Here is a 15,062-nt window from a genome sequence, read left to right as displayed (position 1 = left end):
GTATTATCTATCCTTTTATTTTGGTCCTATATAATACAATGTTGCGAAGTTTTTTGTATTTTTAAAACAAAACAATGCATGTTGTTCCAAAAAACACGGGGTTATAACTTTTGTTTTTGTATAAAAATGCAAAGGTGTTATTTTGTTGTATATTTTACTAACGCTTTTTGAACGCTTAAAATACTGTCGTCACTTTTAAATTCCTTTGTAATCGGTTCATGCATACTAGATACCCAAATTTTAAGTTCTGCATCTAAATCAAAATGACCTGCTGTTTCAATGCTAAATTGTTTAATGCTTTTATATGGAATAGAATGATATTCAGTTTTCTTACCAGTTACTCCTTGTTTATCTACTAAAATCATTCGTCGATTTGTAAATACAATTAAATCTCGAATCAATTTATACGCATACTCAACTTGTTCATCATCAAGCATAATCTTCTGTAAGTCACGCTCAACATTTTCTGTACTCGTATCAGATGCATTTCCGAAAATACCATTAAATAAACCCATATAAAATTCCTCCTTTATGATCTGTGGAATGAGTTTCTTTTATTGTATCATGTTATAGACTAAGAGATTCTTACAATGCAGCAAGAGCTTTTTTAAGCAAATGCAATGAATTTATTGATACTTCATCATAATATCTTGTGCTAAAATATAAGTGTTTAGAAAATCAAGAAACAAATATAGAGGGATTATAAATGAAAAATATCGGTTTAGTATTAGAAGGCGGAGGCATGAAAGGGTTATATACAGCAGGGGTACTTGAGTACTTTATGGAAAATGATTTGTTTTTCCCATATGTAGTTGGAGTATCGGCAGGAGCATGCATGGGCGCAACTTATTTATCGCGTCAAAAAGGAAGGAATAAAAAAGTAAATACAGAGTTAGTATCTGATCATCGTTATATATCTTATCGCAACTTAATACGAAAAAGAGAATTGTTTGGTATGGACTTTCTTTTTGATGAAGTGCCTAATAAAATTGTACCATTTGACTTTCAAACTTTTTTACATGCAAATGAGCAATTTGTAATCGGCACAACAGATTGCGAGACAGGACAAGCTGTTTATTATAATAAGCAAGAGCATGGGAATGATATATTGAAAATTATTCGCGCATCAAGTTCTGTACCATTTATTGCGCCAGCTGTGGACTATGATGGTAAAAAACTTTTAGATGGGGGAATCATTGATCCTATCCCTGTTCGAAAGGCACAAATAGATGGATTTCAAAAAAACATTGTTATTATGACAAAGCCAAAAGGATATGAGAAAAAGCGTAATAAGTTTTCACCAATGGCAAAATATTTATATAGACGATATCCGAAAGTCTCTCAGCTTTTAGTAGATCATTATCGGTTTTATAATGAGAGCATTTCATACATGTTTTCAGATGAACAAAAAGAAAATTTTTTTGTAATTCAACCAAGCATGCAGCTTCCTGTTAGTGGGATTGAAAGAAATAAGGACAAGCTTGTTAATTTATATAATCTTGGGTATCAGGATGCAAAGAATCAGTATGAGCARTTATTAGAATGGATAGAGAAATAATAACTATAGGGGTGAACAGTGGATACTAGGAAACAGCACGTAAATTATCATTTTACTACCTTGATAAATAAGAATGTAAACACACAGACTATATTGTTTGTGTGTTTTTGTTCATAAAATATACAACATTAGTACCCTGTTTATATAGGAATTTATTTACAAAAAAAGAAGTACTAATATACTGCGGTGGAGGAGGGAAAAGGAATGAAGTCAATACTAAGCCCCAAAATAACAGAGCTTACAGATCAATTAAGCAATGGAGATACACAAGTTTTTCATACCTTTTTAGATGAACTCAAAGCAAATGAGACGCCACTTATAGAAACTTGTCCAATGAATAATCAGTATCATCTTATTACTTACATATGGCTAGGCGATAAAGACACAGAAAATGTTTATGTATTTGGTAGTTATCCTGGTTGGGATCTTCATTCTAATCGACTAGAACGGCTTTCAGACACGAATTTATGGTACAAAACATTTAGAACGAACAAAAGGTTTATTTCTACCTATCATTTTTCAGTTAATGATTATTTTGAACAAAATTGGATAACACGTAGTGAACAGTATCAATTAGATCCATTTAACAGTCATATATTCGGAGAAGGAACAGATAGAGCAGCTGTTTTAGAAATAGGAATGGAAATGCAGTACGATAAAAGATTCCCTAAAAATTATAATCCTCATGGGAAAATTGAAACATATTCTTTTTACAGTTCTGTTTTAGGCAATACACGAAAGATATATATTTACACACCTCATGATTATTCTCTTACATCAAGCCTTCAAAATCTTATCATCACATTTGATGGAAACGCATTTATGCAAAATCTTTCAGCACCAGCAACACTCGATCATCTCATTCATAAACAAGAAATACCTTCGTGTATTGTTGTTGGAATTGAGCACGTAGATCGATTAAATGAGCTTACTTATAACGACAAGATGAATGCATTTTTAATAGAAGAGCTACTTCCTTGGATTCAAACAAAATATCATGTATATAAGGATCCGGCGCATGCAACAATTGCTGGTTTAAGTTTAGGTGGTCTAGCGGCGTTTTATGCAGCACTTCAGAATCCTCATGTTTTCGGAAATGTGCTGTCATTGTCAGGTTCTGTACATTGGAAAAAGGACGGGTATGAAGAAAAACTTCCTTGGATGGAGAAACAATTTTTATCAATTAGTAATACGCTGAGATTACGTATGTATATGGCAGCTGGAACTCTTGAGAACGAACCGCTTTTACAAGCCAATAGGAGCCTATATAAGACACTTAGAGAAAAAAATACCAAATCACCTATAGTGAGTTTCAAGGCGGTCACGACGAGATTTGGTGGTGAGAGCAACTTGCTGAGGGTTTATTAGCATTAAATAATTCAAGATCGTTATCTTAAAAAGAAATGAGGAGGTAAAATATGAATCAAAAGGATTTAGATAAAGAGTTAAAAAAACAAGAGATTTTAGTAAAGGATGAGAAAGTTTGGGATTTTACGTATGAAGATCATATTAGTTCTATCGTTAAGCGGGCAGAAAAATCGGGAGCTTTTGATGACCTACCTGGCAAGGGGAAACCACTTAATATTGATAAAAGCCTTTCGTATAATCCTGAAAAACAACTTTATAAAACATTGAAAGATAATCATGTTTTACCTAGGTGGATTGAGCTTTCGAAAGAAATTGATTATTTAAAGGAAAAGCTGAAAGAGATTACAGATTCTAATGAAGCAACAAAGCTAGTTCGGACTATTAATAAAAAAGTTTTGGAACATAACTTATTGTGCCCAGCATCTGCACAAAAAATGAGAGTGAAAACGGATTTTTAGTATTTTTCAATAAGCCTATTTCTTGTTATGTAATTAAAATAGGCTTATTTCATATATTATGTAAGGGAGGAGTAGAGGGTGACAAATACATACCATTTATAAATACCGAGGCAGCTAGAACAGTATAGAGGCATTCTGGAAGAAAGCGCAAAACCCTATATAAAAATTACAGGAGAACTAGGTGAAACAATTTTATTTGAAAGTAAATTTGTTGGGTATCCGTATGTACCTATTCATCATGAGCATCCAAAGGATTCGAATGGACAGCCTATGATGTTACTTGCGCAGTTGAATTTTAGAGAGATTCCGCATATTGAATTTGTACCAAAGAGCAGAATTAACGCAAGATGAAACTCAAATTGTGACGGATTTTAGCTACTTAAATGCTATTGATTCAGAGAATTTTATTGTGCCTAGAGCAGCAAAGTTAAGGTTTGAAGCAGGTTATCAACCTGTACACTAGGAGATTATCGATTTGAAGAGTTTTTTAGAGATGCAATTCATTTAGAAGAAATCGATGACGATAGCGTAGAATGGAATTTCATAGATTGTACAATAAACACTTTGAAAGCCAAGGGCATAAAAGTGGAGGATATCCATTCTTTAAACAAACAGATCCAAGGGAATGGGAAGAAACCTATCAAGAACATAACATCTTATGGCTACAAATCGATACAGATGATTCTCTAGGAATTATGTGGGGAGATTGCGGCATCGCTAACTTTTTTGTACGGAAAGAAGATCTACTAAACCTAAACTTTTCAAATGTACTTTATAATTGGGATTGCTGTTAAGTCTAAAAACACCTTTAATATAGCGAAAAATAGGGAAGAGGGGTTGAAGTATTTCGCTATATCTGTGTGAATTACCGGTTATAGCAAGAATCTTAGTGTGAAATCACAATTTTAAAATTTATGTACGTAGTTACATGAATAGAAAGTAAATATAATTTACAAAAAGAAATATAAACTAATATAAAAATTATTCCTAAAAAATAGGGATAATTTTTATAGGAATAGTATCGGTTATGTTAACTAAGATAAAAAGTACAACGTAGTAAACAAATTGCATAGATAAACTCTAAATTTAACTATATTAAGAAAATAAGATGTAATTATAAGGAAATGTATAATAGATGATGAAAAACTTAAATATGCACACGAAAACAATGTAATAACAAAAAGAATTTTTTAACGAATTACGTAATAAATTTATGTTCATCAATGTTTTTGTATGTTGTAAACTCAGCAAAACTTTTATTCTAAAAATGCTGTAGAGAAATTTAATCGTAAATTTACTATAAAATCTATAAAAATTTAAATAAGCAATATGTAATGCGGATTTCATAAAAAATATCCGTTTCATCTCATTATGTATAGTATACTTGTATTTAGAGACAGGAAAACACTTCTTTTGTATAACTACCTATAATATATATTATGTCTACTAGATAAAATTCATAAACTTACTTTTAGTCGGTTGTTTTCCCCCTTCTATTTGGCGACACAAACTTGGGGACTTTTAATATATATGAACATTTAGTTAGTTTTAAAGCGGCTCACTGTGGTACATTTTTTTGAATTCGGTTTAGAAATTGTGTTTATGAAATGGATAACTTAGTCGTAAACACAAAAATCAGTACATATGATTTTGGGATATGTACTGATCAAGCTTTTCTTACTATGTTCTTAAAAACTATTTTTTAGTTGAAAAACCTCATATTTTCGTTGTAAAAATAATTCTTTATCTGTGTAAATCCATTCCGAAAAATTTTTAATCGTATTTTTACCACTTAGATATATACGATTAAAATGATGCAGATACTCTTTTGGAACAAATGGAAATTGTACGTCGTATGATTTACAAGGCATGATTCCATGTAAGTTTATTAGATCATTTTTCATGATTTTGCTATTTAAATTTAACATATAAACACCAGTGTTTTTGTTTTTATATAATGGTTGGTTTGAATTGAGTTTTATTTTTATATCTTCTAAAATCGCTGATTCTTTTTGAGAAATACTTACAGTTTGGTTATCTTTTGTAATGACACCATCTGCAATGAAAAACCCTAAAATATATGCCATATTATTAGACCAACGCTTAAAGTAATCTTCATTTAAGTTATATTTTCGTTTCCAGCTGCCTCTTGCTCTTTTTTCAACGTTGTTATCCGTTAGGAACATCCGAACATACCTAGCGGAAACATTAGCTAATTTTGCAATGTTTGATGTGCTCTCTCCTTCTAAATAAAGCTTAATCATTTCTGCTTTTTCCAGTGTGCATTTAGACTTCTTTTTACTCCTTTCAATCATTTTAATTAATCCCCCTTTCAAAGATATAACTTAAGTGTGTACTGTCTTCTATATCATATAAAAGAACGAACGTTCCGTCTGTTTTATCTATCGAAATTGAAGATAATATTTTTATTCGCTATAAACCCCGTATCCTCCCTTCTTTTTGCTACTATCTACTCTGCCTACATTGCACATACATTTTGCTCTATTTTTGTAGCTGCTATGGAGCGTATTTCCTAGAGTGCTCTTATGACATTTCTTGTTAAATTATGAAATTTATAGAATTTTATAATTTAACAAGAATTATTCTTCATTTTCACTTACCTTATATAAAACCTATCCCATAATATGAATCTAATTACACCTATTCTTTTTAGATAACTCATAGATGATTAGATTTATGTGATAAAGTTTATAAAAAACCAGGAGGGATATGTGTGTTTTCGAAATGGAAAAAAGGATTAGTAACTACTTTATTTGCATTAACAACGTTTTCGACTGTAGCATCTGCTGAAGAACTGCCTGCAGATCAACAAAAATGGGTTAGTGAACATGCAGTTAAATTACAAGAACCAACTGCTAGTTCTAATGATGATTTACGTTTTGGTATGTATAGTTAATAACTGCATGCTTGCGAATGTCCGAACTAACAATATATGGATCTGTATTAATATAATTAAATTTATTTTGCATCAATAGGGTTATGAGCTTATTGGCAAACGTAGTTTTTCGCGCAGCACCATGTCCTGAAATACCGATAACAATTCGTTTATTAGTTGTATTAATCCAATTTGCGATTTCTTGTAAAAACTTATCCATCATTCCCCTCCTTTTTTACTAATTACCACTTTTATTTTAATTAGATAAATATCGGGATATACCATCTTTTAATTATATATGAAATATATTTTTAACCAAATTGATGATCTATTAATTTAATCTCCTTCTTTAAATAATTACCACTCGAAGGACTTTTTTATTTTTATGTTAGTTTCATTTGTTTTCTGTAAATAGCTTGTTGAACAATGAGTAAGGAACTGTTTTTTTAATTAACAATTCGTAAACTTCAGCACCAACATCATGTAGAGTTACATAAGCAAAGAAATCTTCTGTTGTATCCAACAACGAAAATGTATTTTTAAGTCTATTTATTACATTGATTCCTATTAAAACTAGCTGCTCTTCAAAAAACGATTTATGAAATGCTATCTTTCTTTCAACATCAAGTATTGGATGCTCCGTATTTATACAATAGTATGCGTTTGTGATTTCTTCTAATTGTGGAGTGATTAATTCATTGAAAAAGGTAAACGGAAATGATGAATCATGGTACCGAACACCATATAAGCTATTAAGCTCTTCTTCTGATTCATCAGAATACCATTTATCAACTATCTTTCGGTATGCATGTTCTGTATTTATTGATATACCGCAATAGCCTCCCTCAGTATCAACATACAATGCGAGTACAAACACATCTTTATTATTTTCGGAATGAGAAAATTTTTCTATGACTTTAGAACAGGCCTCAAAAAATAAATCCTCAACATATCTAAAATCCGCTAACAATATATCTTTTTCATTTGATATATCTTCAAAATATTCAATGGTTTTTTCAGGAGTATAAGCAACAAAACCTTTTTGATTTGACTTCCAATCTCCATTAATTACTCGCTTAAGTAGCTCGGTATAATCCATCGTTGTAATCCCCTTTTTCATTTGTTTTTACGTATTATTTGTTTGTAATAGCGGCAAGGAAATATGAAAGACGTTTCTAATTTTGATGTTTGTTATCATCTGATAATGCAAAGCAACCATTACTTATATAATCGTATAGTCATCAAAATATTGATCGATACTTTGTAGTTTTTCTATTTTAAAATTTGTAATGGCAAAAGAACTCTCATGTAAATGTAACTTTTCATCTAAGGTAATAATGTTGCCGTCTGTATCAATCAATATGAACGAATAAACACCCTCTATAGTAGCTGTTACTTTTCCTAACGCTTTTTTATCCAACCATATAGATAATCCTGCAAACAAAGAAGCAGTAACAAACATTTTATTATCTATTAATTCAATTTTAATATAGTCTGGACTGTCAATATCAAATAGCTCAACGTAATTACATTCCGAATTCCCGTATTCTTTTGTAAAATAATCAATGAAACTACTAATAAACATTTCTTTGTTATTCAAGTTTTCTAGTATTTCTCCGGGCCTTGATATATGTATTTCTCCACCTGTAATTTTCCCTACAAAGTTAATAAAAATAACTTGTTGCCCTTTTTCTTCAAAAAACGCTTCACTTATTGAGAAAATCCCATCTACCTCTATATCTAATCCTGTCTCTTCTTTTACTTCGCGAATTGCTGCTTCTTCTAACGTTTCATCAAACTCGACTGCACCGCCCGGTAAAGTAAAATAAGAAGCATTTGAACCTGTATTTTTAACCATTAATACTTTTTCTTGAAACGTATCATAAAGTAGTACGTACGTTACAGTTACTTTTTTCATAGGAACCTCCTTAGTAGATCTCTAGTATACAGTTCTCTATAAAGCGATGTATCCCCTTGTTAGTAAATTTTAAATATTATTATATGGAATATTAAGGATATCTTTGTTTTTATTTAAAGATATAATAGTAAGAAAAAACAAAGATTGTGGATGGATGAAATGAAACCGCATAAAAAGAAAAGACTTAGAAAGAAAAAACGTAATCGAAAAACATTTAAGCAAATTGTATTTCAATGCTGGATCAATATTAAGAAGTTTTTTAAAGTACTGTTTGTTTTAGTGCTYTTTGGTGCGTTTTGGGGATCTTGTTATTACATATTTGATAAAGTATCGCATCGAGAATTTACAGTGTACCTTGCTTTAGCTTTTATAATTTGCTTTATGTTGTCCTATATTCTAGGGCATATTATCAGCAAAGTTAAGGACTGGAATTTTTCAAATGCAGATGCGGATTTTAATGGGGATATTGGAGGGTGTTTACTAGCTCTTATTTTATTTCCATTGTTTTTGTTATTATTTGGTGTAACATACTTTGGGGTGAACTACATTATTTATAAAATAACTGGAAATAAAAAATTTAATTCCTTCTCAAAAGAGCCCTAGTATTCATTTAGGGCTCTTTTCTATACAGAACACATACAAAATGTTAAGCTGTTTTTCGGTATAACTTTTGCGTTTCTTTCTTTTTCTCATTGCTCGGTGGTCGAATTAAAATAGAGATAATAAAGGATACAATACATAGTATACCGATTGTAATAAAAGTTGGTTGGAATCCACCTAACAGCGCTCCAATAAATGAACCTGCGAGTGCGCCAAAGCCAAAACCTTGATATACAATTCCATAATTTGTACTATGATTTTTCAAACCGAAGAAATCACCCACAATTGCTGGAAATATGGTAATATTTCCTCCGAAACAAAAAGCAACACTTGCAACACAAATAAAATAAATAGCATAGTTTAAATTCATAAAACTCAGTGTAAAAACAGATAAACCGATTACAATAAAAGTTGCTGAGACAATTTTCAATCGACCTATTTTATCTGATAATGTCCCAAGAATAATTCGGCCAACAGTATTAAAAATCGCAATCATTGCAACGGCATTAGCTGCGGTTGCTGCACTAAGTCCGACGAGTTGAACTCCGATATCTTTTACCATACCGATTAAATATAGGCCACTCATACATGATGTAAATAACATAAAAAACAATAAATAAACTTGTTTTGTGCGTAACATTTCTTTCGTTGAATAATCATTGCTTAAAGTTTCAGATACTGTTTCATTCGCAGCAGCTTCACGTAAGAAGAAAGATCCCGCAAGTATTACAATCAAAACGATTATGCCCCAATATAAAAAAGCTTCCGATACACCAACTGTATCAATTAACTTTCCATTTACGTATTTAAAAATTAAGCTTCCCATTCCGTATGCTGAGACTGATATACCAGAAATTAGGCCCTTACGATTTGGAAACCATTTAATTAAATTTGATAATGATGTGATATAGGCTGTACCATCTGCATAACCTACCACGACACCAGCTAGTAAATAAAGAAGTGGTAATGAGGAAACTTGTGAGCTAAGTATTAATCCAACTCCAAGAACAATTCCTGCGGTTGCGATCAGTTTACGAAGTCCCAACTTTCGTTGTAATTTACCTGCAAATAAAGTTGAAAATGATAAAGAAAAGCTGGTAATTGAGAAAGTAATAGCCACAGCATGAAGTTCCCAGCCGAATTTACTTACTAAAGGTTGATTAAATAAGCTCCATGTATAAATCGTTCCAAGACCAATTTGCACAATGATTGTGCCTAGGACAATCAGCCATGGATTTACAGATGCTTGTTTCATGCGAACTGTCCCTTTCTTATCATGACATGTTTTATCACAATTTAGTATATCCGTGATGAAATACAAGATACTAATTTAAAACTGGAAATTAAATTGGAGTCATTGTACAAAATAAACAAAAAGACACTTCGTTAAGAAGTGCCTTTTTGTCAATTAGATTATATACGGGTTTATTGTAAAAAAAAGCTGTGTTAAGATAAGACATTTTCAAATGCTTATATACATTATAGTACCAAATGATGTCTTTATTTTTATGGGGCTTAAGATGTATTTTTCTTTCATAAAAAAGTCTTATAACAACAAAAATTAATATTCGATTTCCTCATAATCTTTTGGTTGCGGAACAGTTTGCATATTCGCTGCATCTTTTGGATCGCTATATATAGCGTTTTGCTCAACACTTGTATCTTTGATGTTTTGTTTTTTACTTCTATTTGTTTGTTTTTTCATAAGGGTTCACTCCTTTTCTTTATAAAAGTAGTTATACCCTAATTCAAATATTTTTACTGGTATGTAGAGGATGATTTCGCGAATGTATCAGCGACTAAATTGCTAAATTCTCGTAAATAATACAAATAGTTGTCTCCCCCATAGTTATATCTTTTATTATACATTTTGGCAACGACAACATTATACTTGGGAATAACTAAAATAGTGGGTCCTGTAATGCCTAATATTTGATACGAACCTTTAGGCACCCTTTCCCCAAGTTCGCTTTGTATAGCGGGTGTGTTTTGAACAAACCAAAAGCAGCCGTTTTGAGGTAAGTCCATGTTTTCGTATTTTGGACTTTGAAGACTTGTTGCAATTTGAATAACCTCTTTCGGTACGATTTGTTTTCCATTTATGTATCCTTCATTTAAATGTAAATTTCCCCAATAGGCGAATTCTCTAGCAGAAACAAAAAGATTTTTTTCTGTTCCATCATCTAATATTCCAGTACTGCATATTGCTTCTTCATGAGGATTTACTATTACCTTTACTAAATTCTCATGATGCTTTTTTCGCCATCCTGTTTCTTTAAAACCTGCAGGTATAAAGATACGTTCTTTTAATAACTCAGGAAAACTTTTATTATATAGTTGATAAATAAGATGGGTCATCATACGTACGTTAATATCTCGATATGCCCACCTGTGTCCAGGTTCGAATTCTCGATAAATAGTTCCGTCTACTTTTTCATTTAAACCATGTGAATGGGTTACTAAATGCCTTAATGTTGTTTTACCAAGTAAATTTGTATCATATTCTTTAAAATAATCAACTGCGTAATCGTCGAGATGCTTTATTTTCCCTTCATATAGTGCATAAGCAACTGCTAAACCTAAGTAACTCTTTCTAGCGGAAGCAACATTAAATTGTGAAGACGCTGTTATAGTGGCACTGTTTTCAGTATTAGAATGATTTCCACTATAATGTTCAAGTACCACTTCATTATCTTTCATAATAAAAAGTGCTGCTGCAGAACTATGATTCCGTTCTTTTATATCTTCTACCCATGAAACTAATTTTTGGTATGTATGCAATGTCTCATTCACCTCTGTATGAAATGCTATATCAAATATTAATTTCGATGAAAATAGAAGATGTCCTTTTATTTGTTTAATTCACAAAATGAAAGAAAAGTGTCTCTACACTCTGAACATGTACATACACCTTTCTTTCATACAATAACTTCATTTATGTTACAAAGTTAAATGAACCACCAGCTCCAGCAGCTAAAGCAGCTAAAGCATCCGCCACACCCGCCAAAACCGCCACACCCGCCAAAACCGCCGCACCCGCCAAAACCGCCACAACGTCCGCCAAAACCACCACAACGTCCGCCGCAACCACCACAGCGTCCGCAGCCGCCGCAGCGACGAGCATCTTCTTGTGCATAATAATATGGATATTGATTTTGATTATCCCAGTACACAACATTTCCAGGGTGATAATCATTTAGATTCAATGATTGCAGTTCTTGTTGAAATTCATTCATTTTAATGACCTCCGTTTATAAATTAAAGTTTCTATCCAGCATAACTCATCGGTGCTTTTCTATATGTATTACTTGTTTAATTGGCATAATAAACAGCAATAAATATAGAAGTTAGAAACCAATTTCAATACGTACAACAACAAAATATGAGCTTTTATTGGGTGATGTACCTTGTTCGGTTGCCTATTTTTAGATAGCTTGTATGTTGGATTCATTTTTATAAACAGAAATCATAAGAGAAAAAAACAGCTATCTACTTTGACAGCTGTTTTACAAGAAATTAAGATAATTCCCCGGAATTTTCATTGAAATCTATTATATGAACTTAACTATGTTGTGTCCGACTATACTAACTCTAGCATAAATTCTTCTCTCATTATTTTATTTTTATAAGATTCGTCACTTGCATCGGTGACTTAGTATGCAATTTCGAAGTACCGTCAGATGCTAAAACTTCTATTTCATTATTACGATTATTCACCACAACGAAACAAGGGTACTTTTTATAAATTTCTCAGCCAACAACTTGATAACTCCTCTTTTTGGAGTTTTTCTATTAATCTTCGGACTGAAGGTTCAGGCATTATTTTATATGCAATTAGATTTTCATTATTAGGAATAATCCAACTAAAATCCAGGTGAGACTCTTTGGAAATTGGTTCTATATCACTATGTAAGTCGTTACTATCAACTTCGAAAACATGATTAATTTCATAATGAAGTATTTCACTATCTTGCCACTGGTTTTCAATCACTCCTAAAAAGCGCTTAACTTCACAATTGATGCCTAGTTCTTCTTTAAGTTCGCGAATTAATGCGCATTCTGCAGATTCTCCTAATTCAACATGACCACCTGGTAGAAAAGAATGATGCCCTTTGTAGTTTGCTATTAAAAGCCTTTTATCTTTTATAATTATCCCTCTTACAATATGATGAAATTTTGTTTTCAATTAGGTTTCTCCTCTTTATCCATTTTCTTAATTAAAGTTAAACAAGTAAACGATATACTTCTTCTCCATCATAAACATGACCAAGATTTACAAAACGATAGCTTTCATATAACCTTTTTGCCCGAGTGTTCTCTTTGTGTACAGTTAGACGAATCTCTTATTCCGTACCTTTATTTCTTCTACCCATGAAACTAATTTTTGATATGTATCCAATGTACCATTCACCTCTATATGAAATGCTATATCAAATATTAATTTCGATGAAAATAGAAGATGCCCTTTTATTTGTTAAATTCACAAAATAAAAGAAAAGTGTCTCTACAGTTCATACTTGTATATACACTTTTCTTTCAAAAATATCTTTATTTATGTCACGAATTTAAATGACCCACCAGGTAGCACCATTAAAACCGTCAAAACAATTAGAGCAACCACCACAACCACCACAACCACCGCAACCAAAACAACCGAAGCAACCAAAACAACGGAATCCACCACAACGAAATCCACCGCAACGGCCACAACCGCCACAGCGACGAGCATCATCTTCAATATAGTAATATGGATATTGGTTTTGCTGGTCCCAATACACAACATTTCCAGACTGATAATCATTAAGGCTTAACGCTTGTAGTTCTTGTTGAAACTCATTCATTTTCATGACCTCCGTTTATAAATTAAAACCCCATCGATGCTTTCCTATATTTCTGCTCGTTAAATCTAAGTAGAAATAGCGCTATAAACTAAGTTCAATACGTGTACACCAACAAAATATGACCTATCACTAGATGATGCACCTTGTTCATATGCCTATTTTTAGGTTGTTTTTACTATGGGCTCATTTTTATAAATGGAAATTATAAAATATGAATTTAAACAATAACATTTAGCTTTATGTCATCATTTTCTAGTTCTATAGCTTAAGCGTGGTAGTTTTTTGCGTGATATCTTTTAGTCATAAAAAAACACAGATATTAAATTTTTAAAAAGATGAACTAAGAGTATATTAGTTTTTCGAGAAAGGGTACTTATATCATGTTTTTTTACAACGTAGTACTCTTGCATGTATTTTCATTAAGTCTTTATTATTATTTTTCGTTTTTCTAAAACTATTGTGAATAGATTTTGGATACACCTTTAAGTAATTTTTAACAAATGAAATTACAATACTAACTTCATGTTTTTTGAAAGTGATATCCTCCGAGAATATTAAACTTGTCCAAAATATTCATTTAGTAGTGGCATGATATAAATCATGGGTGTTTCGTAAGGGTGAATTCGATTAATTATGGTAAGTGCGTCTTTTACAATGTCTTGTTTACACCTTATTTCGACTTTACATTCTTGCCCTTCACATATTTGACCGATTTCTCCATCAAAAGGTCTTTCATTATCTAAAGGTCTCCAGTACCCTTTAACTGTGCTGTAAGATAGACAGTTATCGTAATTTCCGACCTTACAAGCGTGAATGTTATTTAATTCATCTCGTAGAGTTTCAATATATTCCTCTGGGATAAATATTTCGATTTTTACTTCATTAAATTCCATGCGCTAGATCACAACCTTTTCTAAATAAAAGTTAGACATATAAACGATATACTTGCTCTTCGTCATAAACATAATCAAGGTTTTTAAATCCATAACCTTCATATAACCTCTTTGCAATAATATTCTCTTTATGTACAGTTAATCGAATCTCCTTACATTCCGTAAATTCATTTGTAATCCATTTAATCATTTCAGCTAAAGCAGTTTTACCATATCCTTTTCCTTGATGATGCTCATCAATCATAAATCCGTTAATCCAATACATGTCCGATGTATTTGGTTCGAATGCATGCATAATGAACCCAATCATACTATCGTCGTCATAGATGGCGAATGGAATGTATTCGACATTTTCGCCATCTGGCTTAATATATACTTTCGCAAGTGRTACTGCTACTGATGGTACAAATGTAGTTTGTTTCTTCGATACTTGTAATTTCAGTGCTTCTTCCCAGTTATCTCTTGTTATTATTTTTAATTGGATATTCATCGTATGGACTCCTTTTTGAATAACAAATTATACTATTTGA

Annotated in this window: 16 protein-coding genes and 4 pseudogenes; 6 read left to right on the top strand and 14 right to left on the bottom strand. The window is 31.7% G+C overall.

Going from position 1 to position 15,062, the window contains the following annotated elements; all coding sequences use genetic code 11:
- Positions 1-137 precede the first annotated feature (137 nt).
- Entirely contained in the window at positions 138-515 is a 378-nt protein-coding gene (locus AC1DIT_RS20680; RefSeq protein ID WP_016114958.1) for a PH domain-containing protein, read from the bottom strand.
- Between the two features lie 191 nt (positions 516-706).
- On the opposite strand from AC1DIT_RS20680, the gene AC1DIT_RS20675 reads away from it, so the two are divergent.
- From AC1DIT_RS20675 to AC1DIT_RS20660, 4 genes and pseudogenes are all read left to right on the top strand, one after another.
- A complete protein-coding gene (locus AC1DIT_RS20675; RefSeq protein WP_016114959.1) occupies positions 707-1,558 on the top strand; it encodes a patatin-like phospholipase family protein in 852 nt (283 codons plus the stop codon).
- Between the two features lie 204 nt (positions 1,559-1,762).
- Positions 1,763-2,926, top strand: a complete 1,164-nt coding sequence (locus tag AC1DIT_RS20670) for an alpha/beta hydrolase (RefSeq protein WP_016114960.1) — start codon at positions 1,763-1,765, stop codon at positions 2,924-2,926.
- 50 nt (positions 2,927-2,976) lie between these two features.
- Positions 2,977-3,384, top strand: coding sequence for a DnaJ family domain-containing protein (locus tag AC1DIT_RS20665; RefSeq protein WP_016114961.1), 408 nt, complete (start codon positions 2,977-2,979; stop codon positions 3,382-3,384).
- Positions 3,385-3,486: 102 nt separating this feature from the next.
- Positions 3,487-4,178, top strand: a pseudogene (locus AC1DIT_RS20660) (YwqG family protein).
- A gap of 894 nt (positions 4,179-5,072) precedes the next feature.
- On the opposite strand, the gene AC1DIT_RS20655 reads toward AC1DIT_RS20660, so the two are convergent.
- Positions 5,073-5,699, bottom strand: coding sequence for a helix-turn-helix domain-containing protein (locus tag AC1DIT_RS20655; protein ID WP_016114963.1), 627 nt, complete (start codon positions 5,697-5,699; stop codon positions 5,073-5,075).
- 419 nt (positions 5,700-6,118) lie between these two features.
- Between AC1DIT_RS20655 and AC1DIT_RS20650 the strand changes: the two genes are divergently transcribed.
- Positions 6,119-6,301, top strand: a complete 183-nt coding sequence (locus AC1DIT_RS20650) for a hypothetical protein (protein WP_016132827.1) — start codon at positions 6,119-6,121, stop codon at positions 6,299-6,301.
- Here the strand turns inward: AC1DIT_RS20650 and AC1DIT_RS20645 are convergent.
- From AC1DIT_RS20645 to AC1DIT_RS20635, 3 genes and pseudogenes are all read right to left on the bottom strand, one after another.
- Positions 6,270-6,500: pseudogene (locus AC1DIT_RS20645) on the bottom strand (hypothetical protein); the annotation flags it as partial. The gene AC1DIT_RS20650 and the pseudogene AC1DIT_RS20645 overlap by 32 nt on opposite strands.
- Positions 6,501-6,674: 174 nt before the next feature.
- On the bottom strand, positions 6,675-7,379 hold the full coding sequence (locus AC1DIT_RS20640; RefSeq protein ID WP_016114966.1) for a hypothetical protein: 705 nt from the start codon (positions 7,377-7,379) through the stop codon (positions 6,675-6,677).
- A 504-nt stretch (positions 7,380-7,883) separates the two neighbouring features.
- Positions 7,884-8,198, bottom strand: a pseudogene (locus AC1DIT_RS20635) (NUDIX hydrolase); the annotation flags it as partial.
- A 159-nt stretch (positions 8,199-8,357) separates the two neighbouring features.
- Here AC1DIT_RS20635 and AC1DIT_RS20630 point away from each other — a divergent pair.
- Positions 8,358-8,801: a hypothetical protein gene (locus tag AC1DIT_RS20630; protein ID WP_016114969.1), complete on the top strand. Its 444-nt coding sequence runs from the start codon at positions 8,358-8,360 to the stop codon at positions 8,799-8,801.
- A gap of 43 nt (positions 8,802-8,844) precedes the next feature.
- On the opposite strand, the gene AC1DIT_RS20625 is transcribed toward AC1DIT_RS20630, so the two are convergent.
- The 9 genes and pseudogenes from AC1DIT_RS20625 to AC1DIT_RS20585 all read right to left on the bottom strand — a co-directional run bounded on the left by AC1DIT_RS20625 (position 8,845) and on the right by AC1DIT_RS20585 (position 15,022).
- The gene (locus AC1DIT_RS20625) at positions 8,845-10,053 is read right to left on the bottom strand and encodes an L-lactate MFS transporter (protein WP_016114970.1); all 1,209 of its coding nucleotides are present in this window, start codon (positions 10,051-10,053) and stop codon (positions 8,845-8,847) included.
- 306 nt (positions 10,054-10,359) lie between these two features.
- A complete protein-coding gene (locus AC1DIT_RS20620; protein ID WP_016114971.1) occupies positions 10,360-10,503 on the bottom strand; it encodes a hypothetical protein in 144 nt (47 codons plus the stop codon).
- Positions 10,504-10,556: 53 nt separating this feature from the next.
- The gene (locus tag AC1DIT_RS20615) at positions 10,557-11,579 is read right to left on the bottom strand and encodes a serine hydrolase domain-containing protein (RefSeq protein ID WP_016114972.1); all 1,023 of its coding nucleotides are present in this window, start codon (positions 11,577-11,579) and stop codon (positions 10,557-10,559) included.
- Positions 11,580-11,746: 167 nt separating this feature from the next.
- Positions 11,747-12,034 (bottom strand): heterocycloanthracin/sonorensin family bacteriocin, encoded by a 288-nt coding sequence (locus AC1DIT_RS20610; RefSeq protein WP_016132829.1) that lies wholly within the window; start codon positions 12,032-12,034, stop codon positions 11,747-11,749.
- Between the two features lie 503 nt (positions 12,035-12,537).
- A complete protein-coding gene (locus AC1DIT_RS20605; protein ID WP_016114974.1) occupies positions 12,538-12,984 on the bottom strand; it encodes an NUDIX domain-containing protein in 447 nt (148 codons plus the stop codon).
- A gap of 37 nt (positions 12,985-13,021) precedes the next feature.
- Positions 13,022-13,141 (bottom strand): annotated as a pseudogene (locus AC1DIT_RS20600) (GNAT family N-acetyltransferase); the annotation flags it as partial.
- A gap of 222 nt (positions 13,142-13,363) precedes the next feature.
- Positions 13,364-13,639, bottom strand: coding sequence for a heterocycloanthracin/sonorensin family bacteriocin (locus AC1DIT_RS20595; protein WP_016114975.1), 276 nt, complete (start codon positions 13,637-13,639; stop codon positions 13,364-13,366).
- 554 nt (positions 13,640-14,193) lie between these two features.
- Positions 14,194-14,532 (bottom strand): divalent cation tolerance protein CutA, encoded by a 339-nt coding sequence (cutA, locus tag AC1DIT_RS20590; protein ID WP_016132830.1) that lies wholly within the window; start codon positions 14,530-14,532, stop codon positions 14,194-14,196.
- Between the two features lie 31 nt (positions 14,533-14,563).
- A complete protein-coding gene (locus AC1DIT_RS20585) occupies positions 14,564-15,022 on the bottom strand; it encodes a GNAT family N-acetyltransferase (RefSeq protein WP_476998376.1) in 459 nt (152 codons plus the stop codon).
- Positions 15,023-15,062: the final 40 nt, after the last annotated feature.

The sequence above is a fragment of the Bacillus sp. 05T22 genome, from assembly GCF_056396765.1.
The sequence above is the reverse complement of the archived record's forward strand: the minus strand, read 5'-3'. Positions and strand labels throughout refer to the sequence as shown.

Coding starts and splice junctions, on each gene's coding strand:
- AC1DIT_RS20680 (WP_016114958.1), bottom strand. CDS start 515: ATGGGTTTATTTAATGGTATTTTCGGAAATGCATCTGATACGAGTACA.
- AC1DIT_RS20670 (WP_016114960.1), top strand. CDS start 1,763: ATGAAGTCAATACTAAGCCCCAAAATAACAGAGCTTACAGATCAATTA.
- AC1DIT_RS20665 (WP_016114961.1), top strand. CDS start 2,977: ATGAATCAAAAGGATTTAGATAAAGAGTTAAAAAAACAAGAGATTTTA.
- AC1DIT_RS20655 (WP_016114963.1), bottom strand. CDS start 5,699: ATGATTGAAAGGAGTAAAAAGAAGTCTAAATGCACACTGGAAAAAGCA.
- AC1DIT_RS20640 (WP_016114966.1), bottom strand. CDS start 7,379: ATGGATTATACCGAGCTACTTAAGCGAGTAATTAATGGAGATTGGAAG.
- AC1DIT_RS20625 (WP_016114970.1), bottom strand. CDS start 10,053: ATGAAACAAGCATCTGTAAATCCATGGCTGATTGTCCTAGGCACAATC.
- AC1DIT_RS20620 (WP_016114971.1), bottom strand. CDS start 10,503: ATGAAAAAACAAACAAATAGAAGTAAAAAACAAAACATCAAAGATACA.
- AC1DIT_RS20610 (WP_016132829.1), bottom strand. CDS start 12,034: ATGAATGAATTTCAACAAGAACTGCAATCATTGAATCTAAATGATTAT.
- AC1DIT_RS20595 (WP_016114975.1), bottom strand. CDS start 13,639: ATGAATGAGTTTCAACAAGAACTACAAGCGTTAAGCCTTAATGATTAT.
- cutA (WP_016132830.1), bottom strand. CDS start 14,532: ATGGAATTTAATGAAGTAAAAATCGAAATATTTATCCCAGAGGAATAT.